The 26,055-nt window shown below is 67.7% G+C and carries 21 protein-coding genes and 1 pseudogene; 10 read left to right on the top strand and 12 right to left on the bottom strand.

Features of this window, described 5'->3' with window-relative positions:
- From FHW81_RS00005 to phzA, 3 genes and pseudogenes are all read right to left on the bottom strand, one after another.
- Positions 1-95 (bottom strand): hypothetical protein (locus FHW81_RS00005; RefSeq protein ID WP_010792363.1); only part of this gene is annotated, 95 nt, incomplete at its 3' end.
- Positions 96-130: 35 nt separating this feature from the next.
- The gene (phzB, locus tag FHW81_RS00010) at positions 131-619 is read right to left on the bottom strand and encodes a phenazine biosynthesis protein PhzB (RefSeq protein ID WP_003123955.1); all 489 of its coding nucleotides are present in this window, start codon (positions 617-619) and stop codon (positions 131-133) included.
- Between the two features lie 29 nt (positions 620-648).
- Positions 649-1,139: pseudogene (phzA, locus tag FHW81_RS00015) on the bottom strand (phenazine biosynthesis protein PhzA).
- Between the two features lie 696 nt (positions 1,140-1,835).
- Here phzA and phzM point away from each other — a divergent pair.
- A complete protein-coding gene (phzM, locus tag FHW81_RS00020) occupies positions 1,836-2,840 on the top strand; it encodes a phenazine-1-carboxylate N-methyltransferase PhzM (protein ID WP_003093617.1) in 1,005 nt (334 codons plus the stop codon).
- Positions 2,841-2,850: 10 nt separating this feature from the next.
- Here the strand turns inward: phzM and opmD are convergent, their stop codons facing one another.
- From opmD to nmoR, 6 genes are all read right to left on the bottom strand, one after another.
- Positions 2,851-4,314 carry a multidrug efflux transporter outer membrane subunit OpmD gene (gene opmD, locus FHW81_RS00025; RefSeq protein ID WP_023118935.1) on the bottom strand — a complete coding sequence of 488 codons (1,464 nt, stop codon included), beginning with the start codon at positions 4,312-4,314 and terminating at the stop codon, positions 2,851-2,853.
- The gene (gene mexI / locus FHW81_RS00030; protein ID WP_003114727.1) at positions 4,311-7,400 is read right to left on the bottom strand and encodes a multidrug efflux RND transporter permease MexI; all 3,090 of its coding nucleotides are present in this window, start codon (positions 7,398-7,400) and stop codon (positions 4,311-4,313) included. Before mexI ends, opmD begins: the two co-directional genes overlap by 4 nt.
- Before the next feature lie 12 nt (positions 7,401-7,412).
- Positions 7,413-8,525, bottom strand: coding sequence for a multidrug efflux RND transporter periplasmic adaptor MexH (gene mexH / locus FHW81_RS00035; protein ID WP_003104731.1), 1,113 nt, complete (start codon positions 8,523-8,525; stop codon positions 7,413-7,415).
- Positions 8,526-8,532: 7 nt separating this feature from the next.
- Complete coding sequence (gene mexG / locus FHW81_RS00040; protein ID WP_003093607.1) at positions 8,533-8,979, bottom strand: multidrug efflux RND transporter inhibitory subunit MexG; 447 nt, start codon at positions 8,977-8,979, stop codon at positions 8,533-8,535.
- A gap of 650 nt (positions 8,980-9,629) precedes the next feature.
- Positions 9,630-10,796, bottom strand: a complete 1,167-nt coding sequence (ppgL, locus tag FHW81_RS00045) for a gluconolactonase PpgL (protein ID WP_031756505.1) — start codon at positions 10,794-10,796, stop codon at positions 9,630-9,632.
- Between the two features lie 79 nt (positions 10,797-10,875).
- Entirely contained in the window at positions 10,876-11,730 is an 855-nt protein-coding gene (gene nmoR, locus FHW81_RS00050; RefSeq protein WP_003104733.1) for a LysR family transcriptional regulator NmoR, read from the bottom strand.
- A 107-nt stretch (positions 11,731-11,837) separates the two neighbouring features.
- Between nmoR and nmoA the strand changes: the two genes are divergently transcribed.
- Entirely contained in the window at positions 11,838-12,893 is a 1,056-nt protein-coding gene (nmoA, locus tag FHW81_RS00055) for a nitronate monooxygenase (protein ID WP_003104734.1), read from the top strand.
- Positions 12,894-12,988: 95 nt separating this feature from the next.
- On the top strand, positions 12,989-14,029 hold the full coding sequence (locus FHW81_RS00060) for a D-alanine--D-alanine ligase (RefSeq protein ID WP_003093601.1): 1,041 nt from the start codon (positions 12,989-12,991) through the stop codon (positions 14,027-14,029).
- A 39-nt stretch (positions 14,030-14,068) separates the two neighbouring features.
- Here FHW81_RS00060 and FHW81_RS00065 read toward each other — a convergent pair whose 3' ends face one another.
- The 3 genes from FHW81_RS00065 to FHW81_RS00075 form a co-directional block, all read right to left on the bottom strand.
- On the bottom strand, positions 14,069-14,935 hold the full coding sequence (locus FHW81_RS00065; RefSeq protein ID WP_003093600.1) for an MBL fold metallo-hydrolase: 867 nt from the start codon (positions 14,933-14,935) through the stop codon (positions 14,069-14,071).
- Positions 14,936-15,132: 197 nt separating this feature from the next.
- The gene (locus tag FHW81_RS00070) at positions 15,133-16,914 is read right to left on the bottom strand and encodes an acyl-CoA dehydrogenase C-terminal domain-containing protein (RefSeq protein ID WP_003118167.1); all 1,782 of its coding nucleotides are present in this window, start codon (positions 16,912-16,914) and stop codon (positions 15,133-15,135) included.
- A 117-nt stretch (positions 16,915-17,031) separates the two neighbouring features.
- The gene (locus FHW81_RS00075) at positions 17,032-18,654 is read right to left on the bottom strand and encodes an acyl-CoA synthetase (RefSeq protein ID WP_003093598.1); all 1,623 of its coding nucleotides are present in this window, start codon (positions 18,652-18,654) and stop codon (positions 17,032-17,034) included.
- 245 nt (positions 18,655-18,899) lie between these two features.
- On the opposite strand from FHW81_RS00075, the gene bfiS reads away from it, so the two are divergent.
- The 7 genes from bfiS to FHW81_RS00110 all read left to right on the top strand — a co-directional run bounded on the left by bfiS (position 18,900) and on the right by FHW81_RS00110 (position 26,046).
- Entirely contained in the window at positions 18,900-21,176 is a 2,277-nt protein-coding gene (bfiS, locus tag FHW81_RS00080; RefSeq protein WP_003123960.1) for a two-component system sensor histidine kinase BfiS, read from the top strand.
- 2 nt (positions 21,177-21,178) lie between these two features.
- Entirely contained in the window at positions 21,179-21,823 is a 645-nt protein-coding gene (gene bfiR, locus FHW81_RS00085; protein WP_003101391.1) for a two-component system response regulator BfiR, read from the top strand.
- 155 nt (positions 21,824-21,978) lie between these two features.
- The gene (locus tag FHW81_RS00090) at positions 21,979-22,809 is read left to right on the top strand and encodes an ABC transporter substrate-binding protein (RefSeq protein WP_003123961.1); all 831 of its coding nucleotides are present in this window, start codon (positions 21,979-21,981) and stop codon (positions 22,807-22,809) included.
- Between the two features lie 84 nt (positions 22,810-22,893).
- The gene (locus FHW81_RS00095) at positions 22,894-23,592 is read left to right on the top strand and encodes an amino acid ABC transporter permease (protein ID WP_003101388.1); all 699 of its coding nucleotides are present in this window, start codon (positions 22,894-22,896) and stop codon (positions 23,590-23,592) included.
- Entirely contained in the window at positions 23,589-24,293 is a 705-nt protein-coding gene (locus FHW81_RS00100; protein ID WP_010793457.1) for an amino acid ABC transporter permease, read from the top strand. The genes FHW81_RS00095 and FHW81_RS00100 overlap by 4 nt, the downstream gene beginning before the upstream one ends.
- Positions 24,290-25,033: an amino acid ABC transporter ATP-binding protein gene (locus FHW81_RS00105; protein WP_003144541.1), complete on the top strand. Its 744-nt coding sequence runs from the start codon at positions 24,290-24,292 to the stop codon at positions 25,031-25,033. Before FHW81_RS00100 ends, FHW81_RS00105 begins: the two co-directional genes overlap by 4 nt.
- Before the next feature lie 8 nt (positions 25,034-25,041).
- Positions 25,042-26,046, top strand: a complete 1,005-nt coding sequence (locus FHW81_RS00110; protein ID WP_003101381.1) for an isopenicillin N synthase family dioxygenase — start codon at positions 25,042-25,044, stop codon at positions 26,044-26,046.
- The last annotated feature ends 9 nt before the right edge of the window (positions 26,047-26,055 follow it).

Below are 26,055 nucleotides of genomic sequence, written 5' to 3' on the forward strand. Positions count from 1 at the left end.
AGGTACGCCTGCACGTCGCGCAGGCGCGACGGATCGCCCCATTCGGGTTGCTGCAGCGCTTCGCAGCGCCGTACGCGTTGCAATAGATCGTCCATGGTGGGTCCCCCTTCGGCAGGAGATATCGTTTCGATCAAGTGGGAATGCCTTCGCGTTTTATTTCCGGGACCGGAATGCTCAAGGCCCGCAATTGTTGGAAGACGTTCATGAATTCGCGGTTGCGCTTGATCTTGCCGTCTTCAAGTTCGAAGGAATGCAGGAAGTGGTTTTCGTAATAACCTTCGGGATATCCGGGGAAAAGAATCTTGCCGTGACCGTCGCATTCGACCCAGAAATGATTGGGGTCGTCGGTTCCGAATATATTTATGTTGTACCACTCCCAATCGGGAAAGCACTTCAATGACCAGACGGCATGTTCCGCAAGTTTGTCTTTGCCACGAATGACGATGGGCGAGCCGGTATCGGTGGTCCATAAACCGCCACAGCCGTCCTCGACGAAAAGTTCATGGCGGCGCAGGCGATCCTGGCCTTTGGTATTCATGTACTTCTCGACGGTGGCGCGATTCTTTTCGCGAAGTTCGTTGGCATCGGTGAAACCGATTGGATTTGTCGTATCAGGCATCGTCAATGCTCCTTGGCGGTAGATGTCATTCAAGTGGGAATACCGTCACGTTTTATTTGCGGAACGGCTATTCCCAATGCACGCAGTTTCTGTATCGGGTTCATGAACTCGCGATTACGTTTTATCCGGCCGTTCTCGAGTTCGAAGGAATGGATGTAGTGGTTCTCGCAATAGCCCTGCGGATACCCCGGGACCAGCGCCTTGCCGCGCCCGTCGCACTCGACCCAGAAGTGGTTCGGATCCTCGGTCTCGAAGATCCGCACGTTGTGCCACTCCCAGTCGGGGAAGCAGCGCTCGAGCCACTCGGCGAGCCGCCTGAGGCTCTCATGGCCCCGGAAAACCAGGGGTTCGCCGCTCTTTCCGTGGTCCAGTTGCCGGCGCAGCCGTCCTCGACGAACAGGCTGTGCCGCTGTAACCGTTCGGCCCCCTTCATTGCCATGTAGCGCTCCACCGTGGCGCGATTCAGGCGCCGCAGACGCTCGATGTCGAGGGGTGTTTCCCTGTACCGCTGACCGTTCATGCGCCGCCTCCGAGAGGGCTCTGCAGGTATGCCGGAGAAACTTTTCCCTCGCGGCATCGGTTATTCGCTGGCGCGCAGGAGTTCGTCGCTCGGTAAGGGAGCGATATTCGCTGGGCGCATTGTTTATACGTAGGGTGAAATTTCGCGTTACATATGTTCGCCTGTCGTTTCCAATTTTCGAAAGGCAATAGGAGTTTCATCCCGGGTTTCTTTTGGAAACCTGTCGGTAATGGATTCGCAATGCTTTCGTTAAGGTGCGACAGACGAGGTCGCGAAGACTTTCAGCGTCATTCCGTGAAGTGTTTCAAATAGCCAGCATCCCTGGTCGCTGATGTGGATTGCATAAAACACAGAACGCTCGTACCGGCTCAACTACAAGATCTGGTAGGTGCCAGACAGGGTATGCGGGATTGCTAAGCTGATGCTTCCTGCAATGCCGGAGGTTGTAGCCAAGTTGTAATTTTATTCTTTCGGTACGCAGGAAAAGGCTCTGGAACAGGCAGTTGGAAAGTTCCAGGGTTGTTTCCGCAACGAGATCCAGGGAGCGCTGATCCGGGGGATGAGCGCATTTTTTCTCAAAGTTCCGAATGAACCGGGGTGTTCTGCGGTATTTCTCGCCGAGCGGGCAAGAAGTGCGAAATAGAGCGCTTGGGTACTTCTCGGGTTACGGAAATGTGTAACGAGAGAGAATAAAAGATGAATAATTCGAATCTTGCTGCTGCGCGTAATTTGATACAAGTTGTTACCGGGGAATGGAAGTCCCGTTGCGTCTACGTCGCTACGCGCCTCGGGCTGGCCGATCTGATCGAGAGCGGGATCGACAGCGACGAGACGCTGGCCGCCGCGGTCGGTTCCGATGCCGAGCGCATCCATCGACTGATGCGCCTGCTGGTGGCCTTCGAGATCTTCCAGGGCGATACCCGCGACGGCTACGCCAATACCCCCACCAGCCACCTGCTGAGGGATGTCGAGGGCTCCTTCCGCGACATGGTGCTGTTCTACGGCGAGGAGTTCCACGCCGCCTGGACGCCCGCCTGCGAGGCGCTGCTCAGCGGTACCCCAGGCTTCGAGCTGGCGTTCGGCGAAGACTTCTACAGCTACCTGAAGCGCTGCCCGGATGCCGGCCGGCGCTTCCTGCTGGCGATGAAGGCGAGCAACCTGGCCTTCCACGAGATCCCCAGGCTCCTGGATTTCCGCGGGCGTAGCTTCGTCGACGTCGGTGGCGGTTCCGGCGAATTGACCAAGGCCATCCTGCAGGCCGAGCCCAGCGCCCGGGGCGTGATGCTCGACCGCGAGGGTTCCCTCGGCGTGGCCCGCGACAACCTCTCCAGCCTGTTGGCAGGGGAGCGCGTCAGCCTGGTGGGCGGCGACATGCTGCAAGAGGTGCCGTCCAACGGCGATATCTACCTGCTGTCGCGGATCATCGGCGATCTGGACGAAGCCGCCAGCCTGAGGTTGCTCGGCAATTGCCGCGAGGCGATGGCCGGCGACGGCCGGGTGGTGGTGATCGAGCGGACCATCTCGGCCAGCGAGCCGTCGCCGATGTCGGTGCTCTGGGACGTGCACCTGTTCATGGCCTGCGCTGGCCGTCACCGCACCACCGAGGAGGTGGTCGACCTGCTCGGGCGCGGCGGCTTCGCGGTGGAGCGGATCGTCGACCTGCCGATGGAAACCCGCATGATCGTCGCTGCCAGGGCCTGAATCGGAACTTTCAACGGTTGGCCCCGGCGGTTTCGCCGGCGGCCAGTTGGCCGGCGCCCGGCGCCAGGTCGCCGCTGCCCCAGCCGAGCGCCTTGTAGAGCGCGATGACGTTGACGAACGAGGCGGTCTCCGCCTGCGCCAGTTCCTCGCGGATCTGGTACAGCGCGCGCTGGTTCTCCAGCACCGCCAGGTAGCTGCCGGCGCCGGCGCGGTAGCGTTCGTTGGCGATCTCCAGGGCGTTCGCGCCATGGGTCGCGGACTGGAACAGGGCGACCAGCCGACGCTGGTGTTCGGCCAGTTGGTTGAGCGCGTTGCCGACGTCCTCCTGGGCCAGCAGCAGGGAGCGCTGGTAGCGCGCCAGCGCGGCGTCGGACTGCGCCTCGACGGCGCGCAGGCGGGCCCGCACGTTGCCCAGGCGGAACGCCGGCCAACTGACGCTGGGCGCCAGTTCGAAGGCGCGCGAGGCGCTGCCGAGGTCGCCGCTGCGCAGGGCGAAGAAACCGATGAAGCCGCCCAGGTCGAGGCGCGGATAGAGTTCGGCGGTGGCCGCGCCGACGTCTTCGGTGCTCGCTGCCAGTTGCCGCTCGGCGCTGACTACGTCGGGGCGCTGGAGGATCAGGCGGTCGACGTCGCCCAGCGGCAGGTTCTTCGCCAATGGCGCGGCGGCGCCGCCGTCGAGGATCGGCGCGCCGCTGCCGGGTGCCTCGCCGCGCAGCACGTCGAGGCGATAGCGGGCGCTCTCCAGCGCGGTCGTCAGTGGCGGAATCGCCGCTTCGCTGCGCAGCAGGTTGGCCTGGGCGTTCTCCACGTCCTCCGGCAGGCCGCTGCCCAGTTGCAGGCTGCTGCGGGTCAGCTCCAGGGTGTCGCGCCAACTGCGCACCTGGGCGCGCGCCACGTCCAGCCGGCGCTGGTAGCCCTGGATCTCGAAGTAGGCGCGGGCGGTGTCGGCGGCGATGCTCAGGCGTACCAGCCGGAGGTCGGCGTCGGCCGCTTCGGCGCGGGCCACGGCGGCGTCGGAAAGTCGGCCGAGGCGGCCGAACAGGTCGATTTCCCACTGCGCGTCGAAGCCGGCGCGGTAGCTCTCCGCCAGGCGCCGGCGCGGCTCGCCGTCGTAGTCCAGCTGTTGTTCGATGCTGCGGCTGTAGCCGGCCTGGCTGGTGACCTGCGGCAACTGGTCGAGCCAGCGGTCGTCGAACAGCGCGCGGGCGCTGCGCAGGTTGGCGCGGGCCTCGCGGATGTCGTGGTTGCGCGCCAGCGCCTGGTCGACCAGGCGCACCAGTTGCGGATCGTCGAAGAAACTCCACCAGGGCGCTTCCCGCCGCTCGCCGGAGAACTCGCCGAGGTGCTCGCTGGCGACGCGTGGCGGCGGCGACTGCGGACGCTGGTAGTCGGGGCCGACGCTGCAGGCGGCCAGGCCGGTGCCGACCGCCAGGGCCAGCGCCAGGCGCGAAAGGTTCGGGTAGGAGCGCTTCATGCCTTGTTCACCAGCAGATCGGCCTCGGCCAGTTGCCGGCTGCGCGGGCTCTTGTCGACTTCCGCGTGGTTGCGCGCCAGCAGGGTATAGACGGTGGGCAGCACGAACAGGGTGAAGAGGGTGCCGACCAGCATCCCGGAGACGATCACCACGCCCAGGCCGAAGCGGCTGGCGGCGCCGGCGCCGCTGGCGAAGAGCAGCGGCACCAGGCCGAAGACCATTGCCGCGGTGGTCATCAGCACCGGCCGCAGGCGGATCTGCGCGGCGCGCAGGATCGCCGCGCGGCGGTCGAGGCGCTCGTGGAGTTGCAGTTCGTTGGCGAACTCGACCATGAGGATGCCGTGCTTGCTGATCAGGCCGATCAGGGTGACCAGGCCGATCTGCGTATAGATGTTCATCGTCGCGTAGCCCAGCGCCAGCGGCAGCAGCGCGCCGCAGATCGACAGCGGCACGGTGATCAGGATGATCAGCGGGTCGGCCAGGCTCTCGTACTGCGCGGCGAGCACCAGGTAGATCACCACCAGGGCGGCGAGGAAGGCGAACACCAGGGTGTTGCCTTCCTGGGTGTATTGCCGCGAGTCGGATTGCCAGTCGTGGCTGAAGCCGGCCGGCAGGCCGCGCGCCACGTCGTCGAGGAAGGCCACCGCCTGGCCCATGGAGACGCCGGGCGCGGGGATCGCCTGGAGGGTCGCGGCGTTCTGCTGGTCGAACTGGATCAGCTTGTTCGGTTCGACCTGAAGCGCCACCCGGACCACCGTCGACAGCGGCACCAGGTTGCCGTCCTGGGTGCGCACGAACTGTCGTGCCAGCGCTTGCGGAGTGAAACGCTGGTCGCGCAGGCTCTGTGGGATCACGTCGTAGGAGCGGCCCTCCATGCCGAAGCGGTTGACGTAGTTCTCGCCCACCAGCACCGCCAGCGACTCGCCGATGTCCTGCATGCGGATGCCCAGGCTGTTGGCCTTGGCGCGGTCGATGCGGACCTGGACCACCGGGTTGTTGTAGTCGAGGTCGCTGTCGACCACCACGAACAGCCCGCTCTGTCGGGCCTTCTGCTTGATCTCTTCCATGGTCCGGTAGAGCACCGGATAGTCCTGCGGGCTGCGCAGCACCATCTGCACCGGCAGGCCGCCGGTGGAGCCGGGCAGGGCGGCCAACTGGAAGGCGAAGATGCTGCTGCCCTCGACGTCGCCGACCTTGCCTTGCAGCTCGGACTGGATCGCCGAGGCGTCGCGCTCGCGCTTTTCCCAGGCCGCCAGGTTGATCCCGCCGAAGCTCGCCGCCGGTCCGTCGGTGCCGTTGATGATCCAGGTGCTCACGGTTTCCGGGATGCTGGTGTAGACCTGGTCGAGCTTGCGCGCGAACAGTTCGACATAGTCGAGGTTGGCGTGCTGCGGCGCCTTGATCGCGGTGAGCACCGCGGCCTGGTCCTCGGTCGGCGCCAGTTCGCGCTTGGGCATCGAATACAGCAGCGGCAGGCTGATGCACACCAGCAATGCCAGGCCGCCGGTCAGCCAGCGGTGGCCCAGGGAGAACTCCAGGACCTGCCCGTAGCGCCGCGTCAGGCCGCCGAAGAACCACTCGGCGGCGCGGCCCATGCGCCCCTCGTTCTGGTGCGCCTGGAGCAGCAGCGAACTCATCACCGGCGACAGGGTCAGCGCCACCACCCCGGACACGATCACCGCGCCCGCCAGGGTCAGGGCGAACTCGCGGAACAGCGCGCCGGTGAGGCCGCCCATCAGGCCGATGGGGGTGTACACGGCGGCCAGGGTGATGGTCATGGCGATCACCGGGCCGGCCACTTCGCGGGCGCCGATCAGCGCCGCCGCCACCGGCGACTTGCCTTCCTCGATGTGGCGGTGGACGTTCTCCACCACCACGATGGCGTCGTCCACCACCAGCCCGATGGCCAGCACCATCGCCAGCAGGGTCAGCAGGTTGACGCTGAAGCCGAAGGCCAGCATCAGCGCGGCGGCGCCGAGCATCGACAGGGGAATGGTCGCCACCGGGATCAGCACGCTGCGCAGCGAGCCGAGGCAGAGGTAGATCACCAGCACCACGATCAGCAGCGCTTCCACCAGGGTCCGCACCACCTCGTCGATGGAGGCCTGGATGAAGCGCGAAGTCTCGTAGGCGAGGTCGACGCGGACATCCGGCGGCAGGGTCTTCTGGATCTCCGGCAGCAGCTTGCGGATGCCGTCGACGATCACCAGCGGGTTGCCGGTGGGCGTCGGGAACAACCCCAGGTGCACCGCCGGGTCGCCGTCCATCAGTGCGCTGGTCTCGGTGGCCGCGGCGCCCAGTTCGACGGTACCGACGTCGCGCAGGCGCACCAGGCCGTTGCCATCGTTGCGGATGACCATCTCGCGGAAGTCGTCGACGTTGGTCAGGTCGGTGTTGACCCGCACGTTGGACAGCACGTACTGCCCCTTCACCATCCCCGGCGCCGCCTGGTAGTTGTTGCGGCGGATCGCCTCGGCCACGTCGGAGGCGGTCAGGCCGCGCCCGGCGAGGCGGTCGGCGTCGAGCCAGAGGCGCATGGCCAGGCGCTGGCCGCCAAAGGTCTGGACCTTGGCCACGCCGTCGATGGAAGAGAACATCGGCTCGACCACCCGCGACAGGTAGTCGGTCAACGCCGGGATCGGCAGGGTCTTGCTGGAAAAGCCGACGTAGGCTACCGCGGTGGTCTCGCCGGAAGAGCGTTCGATCACCGAGTCGTAGGCACGCTCGGGCAGCTTGTAGCGCACCGAGTTGACCTTGGCCATGGTCTCGGTCATCGCCTGGGTCGAATCGCGGTTGAGCAGCATGCGGATGGTCACCACGCTACGCCCCTGCACCGAGGTCGAGGAAAGGTAGTCGATGCCCTCCACCGACGACACCGCCTGGGCGATCGGCTGGGTGACGAAGCCTTGCATGAGATCGGCGGAGGCGCCGGGGTACTCGGTGGTGACGGTGATGGTCGAGCTTTCCAGCAGCGGGTACTGGCGGATCGGCAGCTTGCCCAGGGAGAACAGGCCGAGCAGCAGGATCAGCGTGCTGACCACCAGCGCCAGCACCGGCCGGCGGACGAACAGGTCGGTAAAGGTCATCGCGGGGTTCCTTCAGCGGCCTGCGACCGGCACGGGGGGCGCGGCACTGCTCAGGGTGTCTTCCTTGACCGGTTCCACGGCCATCCCGTCGCTCAGGTTGATCTGTCCGGAAGTCACTACCCGGTCGCCCTCGGCGAGGCCCTGGAGGATTTCCACGCGACCGTCCCAGCGCTCGCCGATCCGCACCGAGACGCGCTTGGCGCTGAGCGGCCGGTCGCCGTCCTGGTGGGCGACGAACACGGTGTCGCCGTAGGCGGTATAGGTGACCGCGGTTTCCGGCACGCTCAGCGACGGCGCGTCGGCTTTGCGCGAGACCCGGATGCTGGCGAACATGCCGGCGGCGAGCAGGCCTTCGGGGTTGTCCAGCAAGGCCTGGACCTGCACCGTGCGCGACTTGCCGATCAGCGGGTCGATGGCGCTGATGCGCGCCGGGAAGCTGCGCCCCGGATAGGCGTCGACCAGGACCTCGAGGGGCTGGCCGAGCTTCAGCTCGGGACTGGTGCTTTCGTCCAGGGAGAAATTGCTTTTCAGGGTCCGCGCATCCACCAGGCTGGCCACCGGCTCGGCGACGCCGAGGTACTGGCCGAGGTGCACGCGGCGGATGCCGAGCTGGCCGGAGAAGGGCGCGCGGATCGCCTTCTGGTCGATCAGCGCCTGGGTCTGGCGCACCGCGCCGAGCGCCATGTCGCGGGCGGCGACGGCGTTGTCCAGCTGTTCCTGCGAGGCGACGTTGCGCTCTACCAGCTTGCGCGCACGGGCATGGAGGATCTCGGCATTGCGCAACTGCGCCTTGAGACGGATCAGCTCGGCCTGTTCCACCGCGTCGTTGAGTTGCACCAGCAACTGCCCTTGCTGCACCTGCTGGCCCGATTCGAAGGCGATGCGGGTGATCCGTCCTGCCGCTTCGGCGGCCACCTGGACCTGGCGACCGGCCTCCAGCTCGCCGACGCCATCGAAGACGCGCGGCACCACCCGCCGCTCCACCGAGGCGAGGGCGACCTTTACCGGCGGGTAGCCGGCGAAACCGCCGGCGTCTTTCTTCGCCGAGCCGGTGGCGTAGACGGCGATGCCGATAACCGCCGCGCAGATGAGCGCGGCACTGGCGATCAGGACGGGTTTCTGCATGATCGCCTCAGGCCTTCTGGTAGGTGGCGGCCACGGAGACGTCCTGGCGCAGCCGCTGGCGTTGCGCGCTGGCGATGGCCGTGGCGATCAGGCCGCCGATCACCGCGATGTGTTCGAGGGCGAAGAACATCGCCAGCTTGGCTTCGACGCCGGTCTTGCTCCAGAAGGTGTGGACGATGAGGATGGTCAGCAGCAGGAACACCGCCAGCGCCCCGGCGCCGAGCCATAGCTTGCGGTCCAGCAGGACCAGCGCGGAGCCGGCCAGCAGGGTCACGGCGGTGGCGATGTTGAACAGCCAGGCCGGCTCCAGGCCGGCGGCGCGCATTTCCTCCAGGCTGGCCTGATAGTCGAACAGCTTCGCCAGTCCCGAGGCGACGAACATCAGGGCCAGGCAGATCCGGGCGGTCAGCCAGAGCCAGTTGCTTTCGAGCGAGTTATCGATGAAGCGCTGCATGGGTCGTTCCTTGTGCTGGTCGCCATCCGGCGCCGCGAAGCGGCCGTGGGGGCGGTTCGTGGTCCTGGGGAAACGGGGCGGTATGACCGCAGCGGGGACTATAAAACCTCAAGTTAAGTTGAGGTCAAGGGCGTCTGTGATTAGCGCTATAGGCCTTGCTGGGCGTGGGTTGCAGGTGGATTCGTTGGTGTCGCGGGACGGTGGGATGAGGGGCTGACGATTGGTCGCGGGGACTATTGGGGGAGGGCCTGGGTGTAGCTTGCGGGCAACCCGTCGCGACGGTTCCCCCTGGAGCGAGACGCCTTCGCGGCATCACTGTCGCTCGACCCGCTGCGCGACGATTCGACCTCCTGCCGGGGCGAGTTAGCTACCCCATCGTCTGGAGGGCAAGCATGGCAAACCTCTACGTGGCGGATCCTGGTTCCGTAGGGCGAATAACCGCTTGCGGTTATCCGCCGGTTCTCCGGGACAGCGGCGGGTAACGCCCCTCGCGTTATTCGCCCTACAGGACTTGCCGTATGTGGGCGGAAGCTCCATGCCTGTGGGCCTTGGAGCCAGGGCGGGCTTCGGGTCTGGCTCCGTGGTGCGGATGACCGCTTAGCGCCGATCCGCCGGCCCAGCGGCGTATCGGCGGATGGCCGAGTGCAAGGTCACGGCACCGCCACGAAGCGCAGATCGCTCGGCGACCCCACCTCGACGCTTTGCAGCGTCTTGCCCACCTGGCCGCTCTGCGGATCGCGGGCGAACACCCGCAACTGGTCGCTGTTCTGGTTGGCCACGAGGACGAAGCGCCCGCCGGGCGAGAAGGCGAATTCGCGCGGCTCGGTGCCTTCCACCGAGCGCCGTTCGACGAAACGCAACTGGCCGCCGGCCGGGTCGACGGCGAAGGTCACCAGTTGGTTGTCGTCGCCGCGATTGAGCACGCCGAGGAAGCGGCCGTCGGCGGACAGGTGCAGGGCGCCGGCGCCGACTTTGCCCTGGAAGCCGGCAGGCGCCAGGTCGTGGGTCTGCAACTGACGCAGGCGGCCATTGCCCTCATGGGCGAACACCATCACCTGGCCGCTCAGTTCCAGGGTCAGGTAGGCGAAACGCCCGTCGGCGCTGAAGATCAGATGGCGCGGGCCGCTGCCGGGCGGGGTCGGGACGAATGCCGGATCGGCCGCCTGCAGCGGACGTTCGGCCTGTTCCGGGGCGTAGCGGTAGACGAATACCTTGTCGGCGCCGAGGTCGGGGGCGAACAGGTACTGGCCGTCGGGCGAGGACACCACCGAGTGCACATGACCGGAAACCTGGCGCGGATGCACCTTGCTGGCCTGGTGCGACTCCACCTGCACCACCGGCGCCAGCGAGCCGTCCGCGCGCACCGGCAGTACCGCCACCGAGCCTTCCGGCTGTACCGAGTAGTTGGCGACGAACAGGTAGCGACCGTCGTGGCTGAGGCTGCTGTAGGTCGGATGATCGCCGAGGGTCTGGACCTGGCTGATCTGTTGCAGGCGGCCGCTGATCGGATCGAAACGGTAGGACGTGGCGCGACCGACGGTATCGCCCTTGCCGCCCCGTCCGTTCTCGTTGACCACGAACAGAGTGCGTTGGTCCGGGGCGAAGGTCAGGTACGAGGGGTTGCTGGTATGGGCCACGCGCAGCGGGCCTTTCACCGAGCCGTCGGCGCCGTCGAAGCGGTATACCTGGATGCCCTCGCTGGAGCCTTCGGTATAGGTCCCCACCAGCAGGTTGTAGAGGCTGGCGGCCTGGGCCTGGGGCGCCACGCCGGTGAGCGGCGCGAGGGCCAGCAGGCAGAGGGTGGGCAGTCTTCTCATGGGCAACTCCTTGGCTCGCTATTGTTCTGATGGCTCGGGGTTGGACCGGAGCCAGGCCGTTGGGTTCGCCCCTGGCCGCTCAGTCGCCGGCCTGGCCCAGCACGCCGCGCCAGCGTTCGAAGGCGGCGGTCGCGTAGCCTTCGCGCCAGACCAGCCAGGTGTCTACTTCGGCAAGGGGCAGGCTGCGCAGCGGCGGCGTGCCGAGCAGTTGCAGCACCGAGCGCGGCAGCACGCCGACACAGGCGCCGGCGGCGACGCAGGCGAGGATCGCATGGTAGGAGCCGACTTCCTGCACCGTCAGCGGCGTGCCCAGGCTGTCCTCGGCCAGTTGCCGGTAGGTGCAGCCACGGGCGAAGCCGGCCAGGGTGCGCAGGCGCACCTCGGCGACGTCGTGGACCGGCGGGTGTTCGGCCGGCAGGATCATCAGCAGTTCCTCGCGGAACAGCGGCTCGCCGCGCAGGCCGCTGCCATCGAGTTCGCCGGCCCAGCCCGGGCCGGCGGCCACCAGCGCGCAGTCCAGGCGCCGCGCCCGCACCCCATCGAACAACGCGCGACTGGTGCCGGTGGAGACTTCCAGGGCGACCCGCGGACAGGCCTTGTGATAGCTCGCCAGCAGCGCCGGCAGGCGGCTGGCCGCGGTGCTTTCCATGCTGCCCAGGCGCAGGCGCCCGCCGGGCTCGGCGGGATGCATCGACTGACGCGCCTCGTCGGCGAGAGCCAGCAACTGCTCGGCGTAGGCGAGGAATTCGCTGCCGCGTTCGGTCAGGCTCATGCGCTTGCCGTCGCGCAGGAACAGTTCGACGCCCAGGTCCTCCTCGAGCTGGCGGATCCGCGTGGTGACGTTCGACTGCGCTCGCTGCAACTGCTGAGCGGCGCGGGTGACGCTGGCCTCGTGGGCGACCGCGCGGAAGATTTCGAGGGAGGAAAGGTCCATCGATCTATCTCTTTATGAGAATGAATTGTTAAAAATATTCTTTTATGAAGATATATTGGTCAAGCGTCGGCCGACGCGGTGTCGTCCGACCGGGAGAGGGAATCGCCATGACTGACCGCTTCACGCGCCTGCTCGGTATCCAGCAGCCGATCATCCAGGCACCCATGCTCGGCGTCTCCACGCCGGCGCTGGCCGCCGCCGTATCCAACGCCGGCGGGCTCGGTTCGATCGCCATCACCGGTAGCGCCGCCGAGAAGGGCCGGGCGCTGATCCGCGAGGTGCGCGGGCTGACCGACAAGCCGTTCAACGTCAATCTGTTCTGCCACCGCCCGGGGCAGGCCGACCCGGCCCGCGAGCGCGCCTGGCTGGACTACCTGAAGCCGCTGTTCGCCGAGTTCGGCGCCGAGCCGCCGGCGCGCCTGAACAACATCTACCTGAGCTTCCTCGAAGACCCGACCCTGCTGCCGATGCTGCTGGAAGAGCGGCCGGCGGCGGTCAGCTTCCATTTCGGCGCGCCGCCCCGCGACCAGGTTCGCGCGTTGCAGGCGGCGGGCATCCGCGTACTGGTCTGTGCCACCACGCCGGAGGAAGCAGCCCTGGTGGAGGCCGCCGGCGCCGATGCGGTGGTCGCCCAGGGCATCGAGGCCGGTGGCCATCGCGGGGTGTTCGAGCCGGAGCGCGGCGACGCCGCCATCGGCACCCTGGCGCTGGTCCGCCTGCTGGCGGCGCGCGGTTCGCTACCGGTGGTGGCTGCCGGCGGGATCATGGACGGACGGGGCATCCGCGCCGCCCTGGAGCTGGGCGCGAGCGCCGTGCAGATGGGCACCGCCTTCGTCCTCTGTCCGGAGTCCTCGGCCAACGCCGCCTACCGCGAGGCGCTGAAGGGGCCGCGCGCGGCGCGCACCGCGCTGACCGTGACCATGTCCGGGCGCAGCGCCCGCGGCCTGCCCAACCGGATGTTCTTCGATGCCGCCGCGCCTGGAGTGCCGCCCTTGCCGGACTATCCGTTCGTCTACGACGCGACCAAAGCGTTGCAGACCGCCGCTCTGGCTCGCGGCAACCATGATTTCGCCGCCCAGTGGGCCGGCCAGGGCGCGGCGCTGGCGCGGGAGCTGCCGGCCGCCGAACTGCTGCGCACGCTGGTCGAGGAACTGCGCGGCTGAGGGAGGCCGTTCGCTGCGCGCGACGATGACTGTCTCTGTTCAGTTACCCCTGTGTTGTGCTTTTCTGCCTCCAGCACTGGAACGACAGGTGGAACATGGGACAGGACAAGTTGAAGGTCGCCGTTCTCTTCGGCGGCAGCAGTGAGGAACGGGACGTCTCCATCGCCAGCGGCGCGCAGGTGATCCAGGCGTTGCGCAGCGCCGGCCACCAGGTGCTGGCGGTGGATACCGCCAGCGGCCTGCTCGGCGCGGAGGAAGAGCGCCGCCTGCTGGCGAGCAAGGTCAAGGAGGTCCCGCCGGACTCCGACTCGCTGGCGATCATCCGCAGCGGCAAGCAGAGCCTGCTGAGCGCCGGCGAACTGGCTGGGGTCGACGTGTTCTTCCTCGCCCTGCACGGCGGCACCGGCGAGGACGGCACCCTGCAGGCGCTGCTGGATGCCGGTGGTTTCGCCTATACCGGCAGCGGCCACCTGGCCAGCGCCATGGCGATGGACAAGGACGTGGCCAAGCGCCTGTTCCTCGCCGCCGGGGTGGAGACCGCCAGTTGGCTGATGGCGCCGGCCTCGGAAGAGGCGGTGCGCGAGCAACTGGGCTTCCCCCTGGTGGTCAAGCCGAACAGCCAGGGCTCCACCGTGGGGCTGTCCATCGTGCATTCCCAGGCCGAATTGCAGCCGGCCATCGAGCTGGCCGGGCGCTATGGCGACGAGGTGATGCTGGAGCGCTTCGTCGCCGGCCGCGAGGTCACCGTCGGGGTGCTCGACGACCAGGCGCTGCCGGTGGGCGAGATTCTCCTCGGCGGCCAGGAGGTCTTCGACTACGAGCACAAGTACCAGGCCGGCGCGGTGCGCGAGGTGTTTCCCGCCGACCTGCCGCCGGCGATCGCCGCCGAGGCCCAGCGTCTGGCGCTGAAGGTACACCGGGCGCTGAAGCTGAGCGGCTACAGCCGCACCGACTTCCGCCTCGACGAACAGGGCCGGCTCTGGTGCCTGGAGGTCAATACCCTGCCGGGCATGACCGCCACCAGCCTGCTGCCGCAGGCCGCGGCGGCGGCCGGGATCGGTTTCGCCGAACTCTGCGAGCGGATCTGCCGGCTCGGCATCGAGCGCTGCAAGGGCGCGCGCAAGGCGCGTTCCTGATTCCCGCGGCCCGCCGCCGGGGCGGGCCGCGCCTTTCGCTCAGGCCTCGAGGTTCTCGACCCGCTCGAGGGTGTCGTAGAGGCTGTAGCGCTCCTGTTCGTCGCGTCGCACCCGGCCCATGGCGACGCACGGATCATGGGTGAAGACCAGTCGGCCGTTGCGGGCGATGAGGCTGTCCAGCAGGCGTTCCTTTTCCTCGATCAGGCCTTCCGGGAAGCGGTCGTAGCCCATGGTCAGCGGTAGGTGTACCCAGGGTGCGCCGGGGATCAGGTCGCCGCTGAATACCACCGGGCCGTCGGGCATGGCGATCTCCGGGAGCATCTGGCCCGGGGTATGGCCTTCGCTGAAATGGAAACGCCAGCCCTCGCCCAGATGCGCCGAGCGCTCGCCGTCGTCGAGCAGCTCCAGGCGTCCGCTGGCCTGCAGCAGGTCGAGCAGTTCCGGCACGAACGAGGCTCGGTCGCGCGGGTGCGGCTGGCGCGCGCGCTGCCAGTGGCGGCGGCCGCTGACGAAATGCGCGTTGGGGAACAGCAGGCGCGCCGGCTGGCCTTCTTCCCAGGCGGCGAGCAGGCCGCCGGCGTGGTCGAAGTGCAGGTGGGTGAGCAGCACCACGTCGATGTCGGCGTCGTCCAGGCCGACCGCGGCGAGGCTGTCGAGCAGTACGTGGCGCTCTTCCTGGACGCCGTAGCGCTGGCGCAGGGCGGGCGGGAAGAACGCGCCGATGCCGGTCTCCACCAGTACGTTGCGCTCGCCGTCGCGCACCAGCAGGGCACGGCAGCCGAGGTCGATGCGGTTCTCCGCATCGGGCTGCATCCAGCGTGACCAGAGCGCGCGCGGAGCATTGCCGAACATGGCGCCGCCGTCGAGTTTCTGGCTGTTGCCGAGGAGGGTGGTGAGGGTTCGCATGGATATGTCCTTGTTCCTGGTCTAGCGAATAACCGGCGGTTGCGTCGTTTTTCAAGAATGCCTGGCCGGCTTCCCGGGCGTCGTAGGGCGAATAACCGCTTCGCGGTTATCCGCCGTTATCGCGGGCTGTCGGCGGACAGCGCGTTGCATGCTGTCCCGGAAAAAACACGCGGCCCACGGGCCGCGCGACGGAAGCTTCAGAACTGTTCCGCCTCCAGGCCGTACAGGCTTTCGCTGCCGGCTTCGACGGCGGCGGCGAGGGAGTGCACGCGGGGCAGGATGCGGGCGAAGTAGAAGCGCGCGGTGGCCAGCTTGCCGTCGTGGAACGCCGGGTCGGCCTCGCGCTGGCGCAGCGCGGCGGCGGCCATGCGCGCCCAGAGGTAGGCGTAGGCGGTATAGCCGAACAGATGCAGGTATTCCACCGAGGCTGCGCCGATCTCGCGCGGGTCGTTGCCGGCGCGGGCGACGATGCCCTGGGTGAGGTTGTCCAGCAGGTCCAGGGCGGTCAGCAGCGGGGTGACGAACTCCGCCAGTTCGGCGTTGGCGCCGGCGGCGAAGGCTCGCACCTCGCGGCTGAAGATGGAGAGGAACAGCCCGCCGTTGGCGACCACCTTGCGGCCCATCAGGTCGAGCGCCTGGATGCCGTTGGTGCCTTCGTAGATCTGCGCGATGCGTACGTCGCGCACCAGTTGCTCCTGGCCCCATTCGCGGATGTAGCCGTGGCCGCCGAACACCTGCTGGCCGAGCACGCAGCTCTCCAGGCCGGTATCGGTGAAGAAGGCCTTGGCCACCGGGGTCAACAGGGCCACCAGGGCTTCGGCCTGGCTGCGTTCTTCCTGGTCCTCGGCGTACTTGGCCAGGTCGAGCTGCTGCCCGACATAGGTGGAAAAGGCGCGGCCGCCCTCGGTCAGCGCCTTCATGGTGAGCAGCATGCGGCGCACGTCGGGGTGCACGATGATCGGGTCGGCGGCCTTGTCCCTGGCCACCGGGCCGGTCGGCGCGCGGCTTTGCAGGCGCTCGCGGGCGTAGGCGACGGCGCTCTGGTAGGACATCTCGGCGCAGCCGATGCCCTGGATGCCGATGGACAGGCGCTCGTAGTTCATCATGGTGAACATCGCCGCCAGGCCCTTGTTGACTTCGCCGACCAGCCAGCCACTGGCGCCGTCGAAGTTCATCACGCAGGTGGCCGAGGCCTTGATCCCCATCTTGTGCTCGATGGAGCCGCAGTGCACCGCGTTGCGTGCGCCGAGCGCGCCGTCGTCGCCGACCAGGAACTTCGGCACCAGGAACAGCGAGATGCCGCGCGAACCGGCCGGCGCGTCGGGCAGCTTGGCCAGCACCAGGTGGATGATGTTCTCGGTGAGGTCCTGCTCGCCGCCGGTGATGAAGATCTTCGTCCCGCTGATCCTGTATGAACCGTCGGCCTGCGGCTCGGCCTTGGTGCGGATGATGCCCAGGTCGGTGCCGGCGTGCGGTTCGGTCAGGCACATGGAGCCGGCCCAGGTGCCGGCGTACATGTTCGGCAGGTACCTGTTCTTCAGCTCCTCGCTGCCGTGCGCATCGAGGGCCAGGCAGGCGCCGGCGGAAAGGGTCGAGTAGAGGCTGAAGCTGGCGTTGGCCGCGTACATCATCTCCTCGAACTGCACTGCCAGCATCTTCGGCATGCCCATGCCGCCATGGGCCGGATTGCCGGTGAGGCCGACCCAACCGCCCTCGGCGTAGGTCGCGTAGGCCTCGCGGAAGCCGGCCGGGGTGCGCACGGCGCCGTCCTGCCACTGCGCGCCTTCTTCGTCGCCACTGCGGTTGAGCGGCGCGAGCAGGCCGCCGGTGACCTTGGCCGCTTCCTCGAGGATGGCGTCGGCGGTGTCGGCGTCGATCCGCTCGGCCAGTCGCGGCAGGCGCTGCCACAGGGCGGGGGCGTCGAACACGTCGTTGAGCAGGAAGCGCATGTCGCGCAGCGGGGCGTTGTATTCAGGCATTGCACACCTCGTCGGTGAACGGCCGGCGGGACGGCCGCAGGTACAGGGTTGCCCGTGCGCATCCTGCCTACGGCCGCCGTGGCACGGCCGCTGCACGGGCAATTCGGCTGGCGGCGCTCAGAGGGCGGCGGCCCACTCGCGCAGCACGTATTTCTGGATCTTGCCGGTGGAGGTCTTCGGCAGTTCCGAGAACACCACGGTACGCGGAATCTTGAACGCGGCCAGGTGTTCGCGACAGAACGCGACGATCTCGCTCTCGGCGAGCCCCTGATGATCGCTCTTCAGGGTAATGAACGCACAGGGCGTTTCCCCCCACTTTTCGTCGGGCCGCGCCACCACCGCCGCCTCCAGCACCGCCGGGTGGCGGTAGAGCACGCCCTCCAGTTCGATGGTGGAGATGTTTTCGCCGCCGGAGATGATGATGTCCTTGAGCCGGTCGCGGATCTCGATGTAGCCGTCCGGATGGCAGACCGCCAGGTCGCCGGTATGGAACCAGCCGCCGGCGAAGGCTTCCTCGGTGGCGCTGGGATTCTTCAGGTAGCCCTTCATCACGGTATTGCCGCGCATGAATATCTCGCCGATGGACTGGCCGTCGCGCGGCACCGGCTCGAGGGTCTTCGGGTCGGCCACCATCACCCCTTCGAGGGTCGGGTAGCGCACGCCCTGGCGCGACTTGATCGCGGCGCGTCGCTCCAGCGGCAGGTCGTCCCACTCGCCGTGCCAGGCGCAGACCGTGACCGGGCCGTAGACCTCGGTGAGGCCGTAGACATGGGTGACGCGGATGCCCATCTCTTCCACCGCGCCGATCACCTTGGCCGGTGGCGCGGCGCCGGCGACCATGGCATGCACCGGGTGGTCGATGGCGGCCTTGGCCGAGTCGGGCATGTTGATCAGGGCGTTGAGCACGATGGGCGCGCCGCACAGGTGGCTGACCTGGTGCTCGCGGATCAGGGTGAGGACCTTTTGCGGATCGACCCGCCGCAGGCAGACGTGGACGCCGGCCAGCGCGGTCACCGTCCACGGATAGCACCAGCCGTTGCAGTGGAACATCGGCAGGGTCCAGAGGTACACCGGGTGCTGGCCCATGGACCAGGTCATCTGGTTGCCCAGCGCGTTCAGGTAGGCGCCGCGGTGATGGTAGACCACGCCCTTGGGGTTGCCGGTGGTGCCCGAGGTGTAGTTCAGCGAGATCGCCTGCCACTCGTCCCGGGGCCATTCCCAGGCGAACTGCGGGTCGCCCTCGGCGAGCAGCGCCTCGTAGTCCAGTTCGCCAACCGGGCGGCCTTCGCCATACTCGGGGTCGTTGACGTCGACCACCAGCGGCGGGTGGTCGAGCATACCGATGGCGGCATGGATCACCTCGTGGAATTCGTAGTCGGTGATCAGCACCTTGGCTTCGCCGTGTTGCAGCATGAAGGCGATGGCTTCGGCGTCGAGGCGTACGTTGAGGGTGTTCAGCACCGCGCCGATCATCGGCACGCCATAGTGCGCCTCGAGCATCTCGGGGATGTTCGGCAGCATCACCGCCACCGTGTCGCCCTGGCCGATGCCGCGCCCGGCCAGGGCCGAGGCCAGGCGTCGGCAGCGTTGGTAGGTCTGCGCCCAGTCGCGGCGGATGTTGCCGTGGATCACCGCGGGGTAGTGCGGATAGACGCTGGCGGTGCGCTCGATGAAGCTCAGCGGCGTCAGGGCGATGTGGTTGACGGCGGCGGGCGCGAGACCCTGTTCGAAGATCGACATGAAGAGTACCCCGTGGCTGATTGTTAGCTCTGTTCTGGGTAAGGGTCACGATCTGCCGCGCGCGGAGAGACTGCGTCGAAAACGGCTGGTTTCTCTGGCTCGGCAGATCGTGAACAGCTTCCAAGGACCAGGCGAAGCGCTCCTTGGGTTGGGGCGATTTATAGCAACGATGAAAAATATATGGAAGTTAAACCATAAGCTTATAGTATAAATACCATATAAGTTCCCAGGATCATCTTCCGCCCATGAGTCCGCTTCCCGCTTCGCCTGCACTCAACAGCCTCCTGCGCCTGCTGCGCGAGGGCGCGCCGCTGGTCGAGCGGGTCGGTGCGCTGCGCCGTTTGCTGCTCGAACATCCGGGCACGCGCCAGGCCTGGTACCTGGCCTGGCAGCCGCAGGCGCAGACCTATACCCCGGTGCCGCCGTCGCCGGCGCTGCCGCCGGGCGCCGGCGAGCCGAACCGGGCCAGCGACCTGGCGTTGCGCGAGCGGCTGGTGCGCGACGGCCGGCTGGCTCTGGACGAATTGCGGCGTTCCGCCTCCTGGCTCGGCGCGCGCTTGCGGCGTGCCGGCGTGGAGCATGGCATGGCCTTCGCCCTCGACCTGCAGGCCGGCGACGAAGGCCTGCTGCTGGTGGCCAGCGATACGCCGCAGAGCGCTGCGCTGGACTGGCTCGGCCTGCTCCTCGCACCGTTGCTCGCCGCCGCCCGTGGCGTCACCCGCGCTGCGCCGTTCCTCGCGGCCGACCCGCAGCCGGCGCTGCTGCTCGACGGCGAGGCGCAGGCGGTGGAATTCAACCAGGCCTTCCTTGCCTTGCTTGGCGAGCGGCCGCGCGAGGCCTGGCGCGCTTACCTCCCGGCCAACCATGGGCAACTGGTGCGCGCCAGCCTGGGGCAGGCGCGGGCCCTCGGCGAGGTGGAGGCGGAGTGCGACGGACGCATCCTGCTCTGGCAGTTCATTCCCGACAGCGCCGAGGCCCGGGTGCTGGCGCGCTGCCGCGACGCCACCGCCAGCCTGCGCGGCGAGCGCGAGGCGGCGCGGGCCAGCCGGCTGTACCGGCTGATCACCGAGAACACCACCGACCTGATTTCCCGGCATACCCTCGACGGCATTTTCCTCGACGCCTCGCCGGCTTCCTGGACCCTGCTCGGCTACTGGCCGGAGGAACTGCGCGGGCGTCCGGCGCAGGCGTTGTTCCACCCCCAGGACCGCGGCCAGGTGGCGCTGCGCGCGCGCGAAGCGCTGGAGCAGGACGGCTACCTGACCATCACCTACCGTATCCGCCACCGCGACGGCCGCTACCGCTGGTTCGAGACCGCCAGCCGGGCGATCCGCGAGACCTACACCGGGGCGGTGGTGGAGGTGGTCAGCGTGTCCCGCGATGTCACCCGGCGGGTCGAGGCGGAGGAGAACCGCCGGCGCCTGGCCGAAGTGGTCGAGGCGAACACCGACCTGGTGCTGTTCGTCGAGCATGGCGGCCGCGTCACCTACCTCAATCCTTCGGCACGTGCCGCCCTCGGCATCGCCGACGGGCAGGAGGCGCCGGCGCTGGAACGCCTGCTGGCCGGCGACACTCCGGCGCGGCTGGCCGAAGAGGGTTGGCGACAGGCGCGCGATGGCGGCGTTTGGAGCCGCGAGGGGCGCCTGCAACCGCAGGACGGACGTCCGTCGCTGCCAGTCTCGCTGGTGTTGCTGGCCCATCGCGGCCGCGGCGAGGAGCGCTATTACTCGCTGGTGGCCCGCGACATGACCGAACGCGAACTGCGCGAGGCCCAGCAGCGCCGTCACCAGGACGAACTGGCGCACACTGCGCGGCTGGTCACTCTCGGCGAACTGGCCTCGGGCATCGCCCACGAGATCAACCAGCCGCTGGCGGCGGTGATGAACTACGCCAGCGCCAGCCAGCGTTACCTGGCCGTCCTCGGCAGCCAGCCCGAGGCCGCCGGGCGGGTGGCCGAGGGGCTGGCGCGGATCGGCGAGCACGCCGGCCACGCGGCGGAGGTGATCAAGCGCCTGCGCGCCTTCCTGCGCAAGGGCCAGCGGCGCCTGCAGGCGCTCGACCTCAACCAGGTGGCACGCGAGGCCATCGGCCTCTGCGCGTGGGAAGCCGGGCACTGGCAAGTGGCGGTGGAAGAGGCGATGACCGACAATCCGCCGCCGCTGTATGCCGACCGCGTGCTGCTCGAACAGGTGTTCCTCAATCTGCTGCGCAACGCCATCGAAGCCAACCGCGAGGCGCATCCCGGCTCGCCGTCGCGGGTCGTCATCGGTAGCCGCGTCGAGCCCGGCGGGCTGCTCTGCCTGTGGGTTCGCGACCAGGGACCGGGAGTGCCGGCGGATCAGCTGGAACACATTTTCACGCCGTTCCACACCAGCAAGCCGGAAGGGCTGGGCCTGGGCCTGTCGATGAGCCGCAGCATCGTCGAGGGCTTCGGCGGCACCCTCGAAGCCGAGCTGCCGGCGGATGGCGGGTTGCTCATGAACTGCCGGCTGCCGCTCGCCGCCGGCGCCACGGGAGGGTAACGATGGCTATGCCTGACGAAGCGCTGGTCTACGTGGTCGACGACGACCAGGGCATGCTCGAATCGACGGTCTGGCTGCTGGAATCGGTCGGCCTCAAGGCACGGCCCTTCACCCAGGGTCGGGACTTCCTCGATGCCTGCGAGGGCGGCCGCCATGCCTGCGTCCTGCTCGACGTGCGGATGCCCGGCATGGGCGGGCTGAACGTGCAGGACGAACTGCTGGCGCGCGGCATCGACCTGCCGGTGATCTTCGTCAGCGGCCATGCCGACGTGCCCATCGTGGTGCGCGCCTTCAAGGCCGGTGCGGTGGATTTCATCGAGAAACCCTACAACGAACAATTGCTGCTCGACAGCGTGCAGCAGGCCCTCGATCGCCACGCCCGTCGGCGCCGGCACCGCGATCTCGACGCCGGGTTGCGCGAACGCCTGGACAGCCTCACCCCGCGCGAGCGCGACGTGCTCTTGCCGCTGGTGCGCGGCTATACCAGCCGCGAGGTGGCCGAGCAACTGGAAGTCAGCGTGAAGACCGTCGACCTCTACCGCGCGCGGGTGATGAAGCGCATGCAGGCCCAGACCCTGCCGGAGCTGGTGGGCATGGCCATCGCCGCCGGGCTGGTGGACCCGCTGCGCTTGCGCGAGGGCACCTGAGCGCGCGCGGGCCCTGGCGCAGGGCGGGAAGTGGCATAGTTTGATATCTCATATGGTTATATGAAAACCATATTTCACCGGATGTTTGGTTATTAATAGACTGCGGCCCACCCGGCGCCCGACGTCGAACCCCATTCCTCCGCGAGATACCCATCATGAAGATTCGCCTGCTTGGCGCAGCCGTGGCGGCTGTGTTCACCCTGATCGGCAGCGCTGCCCATGCCGACGACCTGGCCGACATCCGCAAAAAGGGCGAGATCGTCATCGGCACCCTTGGCACCGACGAGCCGAACAGCTTCATCGACCCGAAGACCCGTCAGATCATCGGCTACGAGGTCGATCTTGGTACCGAGATCGCCAAGGCCATCGGGGTCAAGCCGGTGTTCAAGCAGATTTCCGTGGCGGCGCGTATCCCGGAGTTGCAGCAGGGCCACGTGGACCTGCTCGCCGCCTCGCTGACCCACAACAAGGAGCGCGAGGCGCTGGTGGATTTCTCCTATTCGATCATCGTCACCGGGCAGAAGGCCCTGGTGAAGAAGAACGCCGGCTTCGCCTCGCTGCATGACCTCGACGGCAAGAAGGTGCTGACGGTCAAGGGCGGCACCCAGGAGCCGAACATCCGCAAGGCGCTGCCCAACGCCCAGGTGGTCACCTTCGAGACCAGCCAGCAGGCGCTGCTGGCGTTGCAGCAGGGCAAGGGTCAGGCCTTCGTCGACGACGAGTCGGCACTGGTCAACGATTTCGGCAAGCTCGGCGCGGCGGCCGGCGGCTACGCCATTCTGCCGGAGAACCTGAGTACCGAGGCCCTGGCCATCGCCTTCCGCAAGGGCAATCCGCAACTCAAGCAACTGGTCGACTCGACCCTCGCCGGCCTGGAGCGCAGCGGCGTGGCGGAGCAGCTGTACCTCAAGTGGTACGGGCCGGGCACCAAGTCCAACCTCAGCGAGCGCCACTTCAAGATCGATTCCGACCGGATCCCCGAGTGAGCGCCTGACGTCTCTGCGTGACGGCGACCATGCGCGTCGCCGCCCGTCCCCTGTGAGTCCTCGCGGACAGCGTGCGCCTTTCCCATGTTCGAGTTCGATTTCTCCCTGCTGCTGCGCGGCCAGTACCATGAGATGCTGGTCGCCGGCCTGCTGCTGTCGCTGAAGCTGGCCGCCGTCACCCTGGTCTTCGCCGTGCCGCTGGCGATGCTGGTGGCGCTGCTGCGCCTGGCGCCGTTCCGCGCCCTGCAATGGCTCGGTTTCGCCTATGTCGAGAGCATCCGCAACGTACCGCTGCTGGCGCACATGCTGTTCTGGTACTTCGCCGCGCCGGAATGGCTACCCGAGGACCTCAAGGCCTGGCTCTACGCCGGCAACATCGAGGCCGCCAGCGCTATCGTCGCGCTGACCCTGTACACCGCCGCGTTCATGAGCGAGGACATGCGCAGCGGCATCCGCGCGGTGCCCACGGTGCAACTGGAGGCCGCCCGCGCGCTGGGCTTCGGCTACCTGGCGAGCATGCGCCTGGTGATCCTCCCGCAGGCCTTGCGGATCACCGTACCGCCGCTGATCTCGCAAACCCTCAACCTGTGGAAGAACACCAGCATCGCCACGGTGATCGGCGTCGCCGAGCTGATGTACCAGGCCGGCCAGGTGGAGAGTTCGACCTTCCGCAGCTTCGAGTCCTTTGCCTTCGCCACCGCGGCCTATCTCAGCGTATCGCTGCTGATCACCGGCGCCGCTGCCTGGTACCAGCAGCGCTATCCGGGAGTCGAACGGCGATGACCACCCTGGAACTGATCGATAGCTACTGGCTGTACTTCCTCGTCGGCCAGTACCCCAACGGGCCGTTGGGCGGGCTGGCCCTGACCCTGGTCCTGGCCTCGCTGGCGCTGCTGCTGGCGCTGCCGCTGGGCATCCTGCTCGGCCTGGCGCGGGTCAGCCCCTGGCGCTGGCTGCGCTGGCCGGTCACCGCGCTGGTCTTCGTGGTGCGCGGGGTGCCGTTGCTGATGGTGATCTTCTGGGCCTATTTCTTCCTGCCGACCCTCACCGGCCAGCGCACCGACCAGTTCACCACCATGCTGCTGGCGCTTGTGCTGTTCGACGCGGTGTACCTGGCCGAGATCGTCCGCGCCGGCATCCAGGGCCTCGACCGTGGCCAGTTCGAGGCGGCGCGTTCGCTCGGCCTGGGCTACCTGGCGAGCATGCGCCTGGTGATCCTCCCGCAGGCGCTGCGCAACATGCTGCCGTCGTTGGTCAACCAATTCGTCTCGACGATCAAGGAGACCTCCCTGGGCTACATCATCGGCCTGGCCGAAGTCAGCTTCATCGCCTCGCAGATCAATACCCAGGTGTTCACCCTGCCGACCCAGGTCTACCTGATCCTCGGCCTCACCTATTTCATCCTGTGCTTCGGCCTGTCGCGTTTCGCCTTCTGGCTCGAACGCCGCCAGGCGCAGCGTGGCAATCCCAAGGAGGCCCGATGATCCGGCTGGAAAAGGTCAACAAATGGTACGGTGCCTACCACGCCCTGGCGGATGTCGACGAACAGGTCGGCCGCGGTGAGGTGGTGGTGGTCTGCGGACCCTCGGGCTCCGGAAAATCCACCCTGATCCGTACCCTGAACCGCCTGGAACCGATCCAGGGCGGGCGCATCCTGATCGATGGCCAGGACATCCACGCTCCCGGCCTGGACCTCAATCGCTTCCGCTCGCACATCGGCTTCGTGTTCCAGCAGTTCAATCTGTTCCCGCACCTGAACGTGCTGGACAACTGCACCCTGGCGCCGCTCCGTTTGCGCGGCCTGAAACCCGCGGAGGCACGCCGCCAGGCCATGGCGCTGCTGGAGCGGGTCGGCCTGGCGGACAAAGCGGCGGCGTTCCCCGCACGGCTTTCCGGCGGCCAGCAGCAGCGCGTGGCGATCGCCCGCGCGCTGGCGATGGAGCCGCCGCTGATGCTGTTCGACGAACCGACCAGCGCCCTCGACCCGGAGATGGTCGGCGAGGTGCTGCTGGTGATGCGCGACCTGGCCCGCGACGGCATGACCATGGTGGTGGTAACGCATGAGATGGGCTTCGCCCACGACGTCGCCGACCGCGTGCTGTTCATGGACGCCGGCCGGGTGCTGGAGCGCGCCAGCCCCGACGATTTCTTCAACCGCCCGCAGCACCCGCGTGCGCGGAAGTTCCTCGCCGACATCCGCACCCCCTTCGCCCAACCCCTGTGAGGAACGCCATGAGCACTCCGAGTCTGCCGATCATCGATATCGCCGCCCTTGCCGGCAGCGACCCGGCGGCGCGACGGTCGGTCGCCGTGCGAATCGACCGCGCCTGCCGCGAGCAGGGCTTCTTCTACGTGGTCGGGCACGGCGTCGAGGCGCAACTGGTCGAGCGCCTGGAGCGCCTGGCGCGGCAGTTCTTCGCCCTCGACGAGACGAGCAAGCTGCGCTGGCGCATGGAGCTTGGCGGGCGCGCCTGGCGCGGCTATTTCCCTCTTGGCGGCGAACTGACCTCCAACCGCCCGGACTGGAAGGAAGGCTTGTACCTGGGCAGCGAACTGGACGCTGAGCATCCCGAAGTGCGCGCCGGGACGCCGCTGCATGGCGCCAACCTGTTCCCCGAGGTGCCCGGCCTGCGCGAGACGCTGCTGGAGTACCTGGACGCAACCACCCGCGTCGGCCACCGGCTGATGGAGGGCATCGCCCTCGGTCTGGGACTGGAAGCCGACTACTTCGCCGCGCGCTATACCGGCGATCCGCTGATCCTCTTCCGCCTGTTCAATTATCCGAGCCAGCCAGTGCCGGAGGGCCTCGACGTGCAGTGGGGCGTCGGCGAACACACCGACTACGGCCTGCTCACGCTGCTCCACCAGGACGCCATCGGCGGCCTGCAGGTGCGCACCCCACAGGGCTGGCTGGAGGCTCCGCCGATACCGGGCTCGTTCGTCTGCAACCTCGGAGACATGCTCGAACGCATGACCGGCGGCCTCTACCGCAGCACGCCGCACCGGGTGGCACGCAACACTTCGGGGCGAGACCGCCTGTCGTTCCCGCTGTTCTTCGATCCGAACTTCCATGCCCGCGTGCAGCCCATCGAAGGGCTGCCCGAGGTGCCGGAACAGGATGACAGCGCCCGTCGCTGGGACCAGGCCAACGTCCACGCTTTCCACGGCGAGTACGGCGACTACCTGCTGAACAAGGTGGCCAAGGTATTCCCGCAGTTGCGCCGCGACCTGCTCTAGGCGCGCGGC

Origin of the sequence: Pseudomonas sp. RC10-4-2 (genome assembly GCF_050433085.1) — a bacterium.
Lineage (GTDB): Bacteria > Pseudomonadota > Gammaproteobacteria > Pseudomonadales > Pseudomonadaceae > Pseudomonas > Pseudomonas aeruginosa.

What these genes read in the sequence shown, in the direction of transcription:
- FHW81_RS00105 (WP_003144541.1), top strand. Translation starts at nt 24,290, where the DNA reads ATGATCCGGCTGGAAAAGGTCAACAAATGGTACGGTGCCTACCACGCC.
- ppgL (WP_031756505.1), bottom strand. Translation starts at nt 10,796, where the DNA reads ATGAGAAGACTGCCCACCCTCTGCCTGCTGGCCCTCGCGCCGCTCACC.
- bfiR (WP_003101391.1), top strand. Translation starts at nt 21,179, where the DNA reads ATGGCTATGCCTGACGAAGCGCTGGTCTACGTGGTCGACGACGACCAG.
- mexI (WP_003114727.1), bottom strand. Translation starts at nt 7,400, where the DNA reads ATGACCTTTACCGACCTGTTCGTCCGCCGGCCGGTGCTGGCGCTGGTG.
- FHW81_RS00090 (WP_003123961.1), top strand. Translation starts at nt 21,979, where the DNA reads ATGAAGATTCGCCTGCTTGGCGCAGCCGTGGCGGCTGTGTTCACCCTG.
- FHW81_RS00060 (WP_003093601.1), top strand. Translation starts at nt 12,989, where the DNA reads ATGGGACAGGACAAGTTGAAGGTCGCCGTTCTCTTCGGCGGCAGCAGT.
- nmoR (WP_003104733.1), bottom strand. Translation starts at nt 11,730, where the DNA reads ATGGACCTTTCCTCCCTCGAAATCTTCCGCGCGGTCGCCCACGAGGCC.
- FHW81_RS00065 (WP_003093600.1), bottom strand. Translation starts at nt 14,935, where the DNA reads ATGCGAACCCTCACCACCCTCCTCGGCAACAGCCAGAAACTCGACGGC.
- FHW81_RS00100 (WP_010793457.1), top strand. Translation starts at nt 23,589, where the DNA reads ATGACCACCCTGGAACTGATCGATAGCTACTGGCTGTACTTCCTCGTC.
- FHW81_RS00110 (WP_003101381.1), top strand. Translation starts at nt 25,042, where the DNA reads ATGAGCACTCCGAGTCTGCCGATCATCGATATCGCCGCCCTTGCCGGC.
- FHW81_RS00070 (WP_003118167.1), bottom strand. Translation starts at nt 16,914, where the DNA reads ATGCCTGAATACAACGCCCCGCTGCGCGACATGCGCTTCCTGCTCAAC.
- phzM (WP_003093617.1), top strand. Translation starts at nt 1,836, where the DNA reads ATGAATAATTCGAATCTTGCTGCTGCGCGTAATTTGATACAAGTTGTT.
- mexH (WP_003104731.1), bottom strand. Translation starts at nt 8,525, where the DNA reads ATGCAGAAACCCGTCCTGATCGCCAGTGCCGCGCTCATCTGCGCGGCG.
- phzB (WP_003123955.1), bottom strand. Translation starts at nt 619, where the DNA reads ATGCCTGATACGACAAATCCAATCGGTTTCACCGATGCCAACGAACTT.
- opmD (WP_023118935.1), bottom strand. Translation starts at nt 4,314, where the DNA reads ATGAAGCGCTCCTACCCGAACCTTTCGCGCCTGGCGCTGGCCCTGGCG.
- nmoA (WP_003104734.1), top strand. Translation starts at nt 11,838, where the DNA reads ATGACTGACCGCTTCACGCGCCTGCTCGGTATCCAGCAGCCGATCATC.
- FHW81_RS00075 (WP_003093598.1), bottom strand. Translation starts at nt 18,654, where the DNA reads ATGTCGATCTTCGAACAGGGTCTCGCGCCCGCCGCCGTCAACCACATC.
- bfiS (WP_003123960.1), top strand. Translation starts at nt 18,900, where the DNA reads ATGAGTCCGCTTCCCGCTTCGCCTGCACTCAACAGCCTCCTGCGCCTG.
- mexG (WP_003093607.1), bottom strand. Translation starts at nt 8,979, where the DNA reads ATGCAGCGCTTCATCGATAACTCGCTCGAAAGCAACTGGCTCTGGCTG.
- FHW81_RS00095 (WP_003101388.1), top strand. Translation starts at nt 22,894, where the DNA reads ATGTTCGAGTTCGATTTCTCCCTGCTGCTGCGCGGCCAGTACCATGAG.